At 64.6% G+C, this 604-nt stretch carries 1 protein-coding gene; it reads right to left on the bottom strand.

Annotation, left to right across the window (positions count from 1 at the left end; translation table 11 throughout):
- Positions 1–604: class A beta-lactamase (gene bla / locus ABD361_RS30500; protein ID WP_344440226.1), on the bottom strand; the 604-nt coding region annotated here is incomplete at both ends.

Genomic DNA, 604 nt, shown 5'->3' with positions numbered 1-604 from the left:
ACAATCCCGCGCGCACCCCGCTTGCTAGCTCCGGTCTTATCGGCGATAAACCAGCCCGCCGGCAGCACGGAGCGGATCAACGGTCCGGCGACCCGATCGTCCACCATCCACTGCAGCAGCTGCCGTTGCGAACGGGCGCTCAGACGCTGGCTGGTCAGCAGCTTGCGCAGGGTCGCGGCCATGCTGGCCGGGGTAGTGGTGTCGCGGGCGTCGCCGGGAAGCGCCTCATTCAGTTCCGTTTCCCAGCGGTCAAGGCGGGTGACGTTGTCGCCGATCTGGCGCAAAAAGGCAGTCAATCCTGCGGGGCCGCCGACGGTGGCCAGCAGCAGATTGGCGGCGCTGTTATCGCTCATGGTAATGGCGGCGGCGCAGAGTTCGCCGACCGTCATGCCGTCGGCAAGATGTTTTTCGCTGACCGGCGAGTAGTCCACCAGATCCTGCTGGCGATAGTGGATCTTTCGCTCCAGCTGTTCGTCACCGGCATCCACCCGCGCCAGCACTGCGCCGCAGAGCACTACTTTAAAGGTGCTCATCATGGGAAAGCGTTCATCGGCGCGCCAGGCGGTCAGCGTGCGGCCGCTGGCCAGATCCATTTCTATCATGC

This window comes from Streptomyces luteosporeus (assembly GCF_039532865.1).
Lineage (GTDB): Bacteria > Actinomycetota > Actinomycetes > Streptomycetales > Streptomycetaceae > Streptomyces > Streptomyces luteosporeus.
Note: the sequence above shows the minus strand (reverse complement) of the source record. Positions and strands in the feature narration are given on the sequence as shown.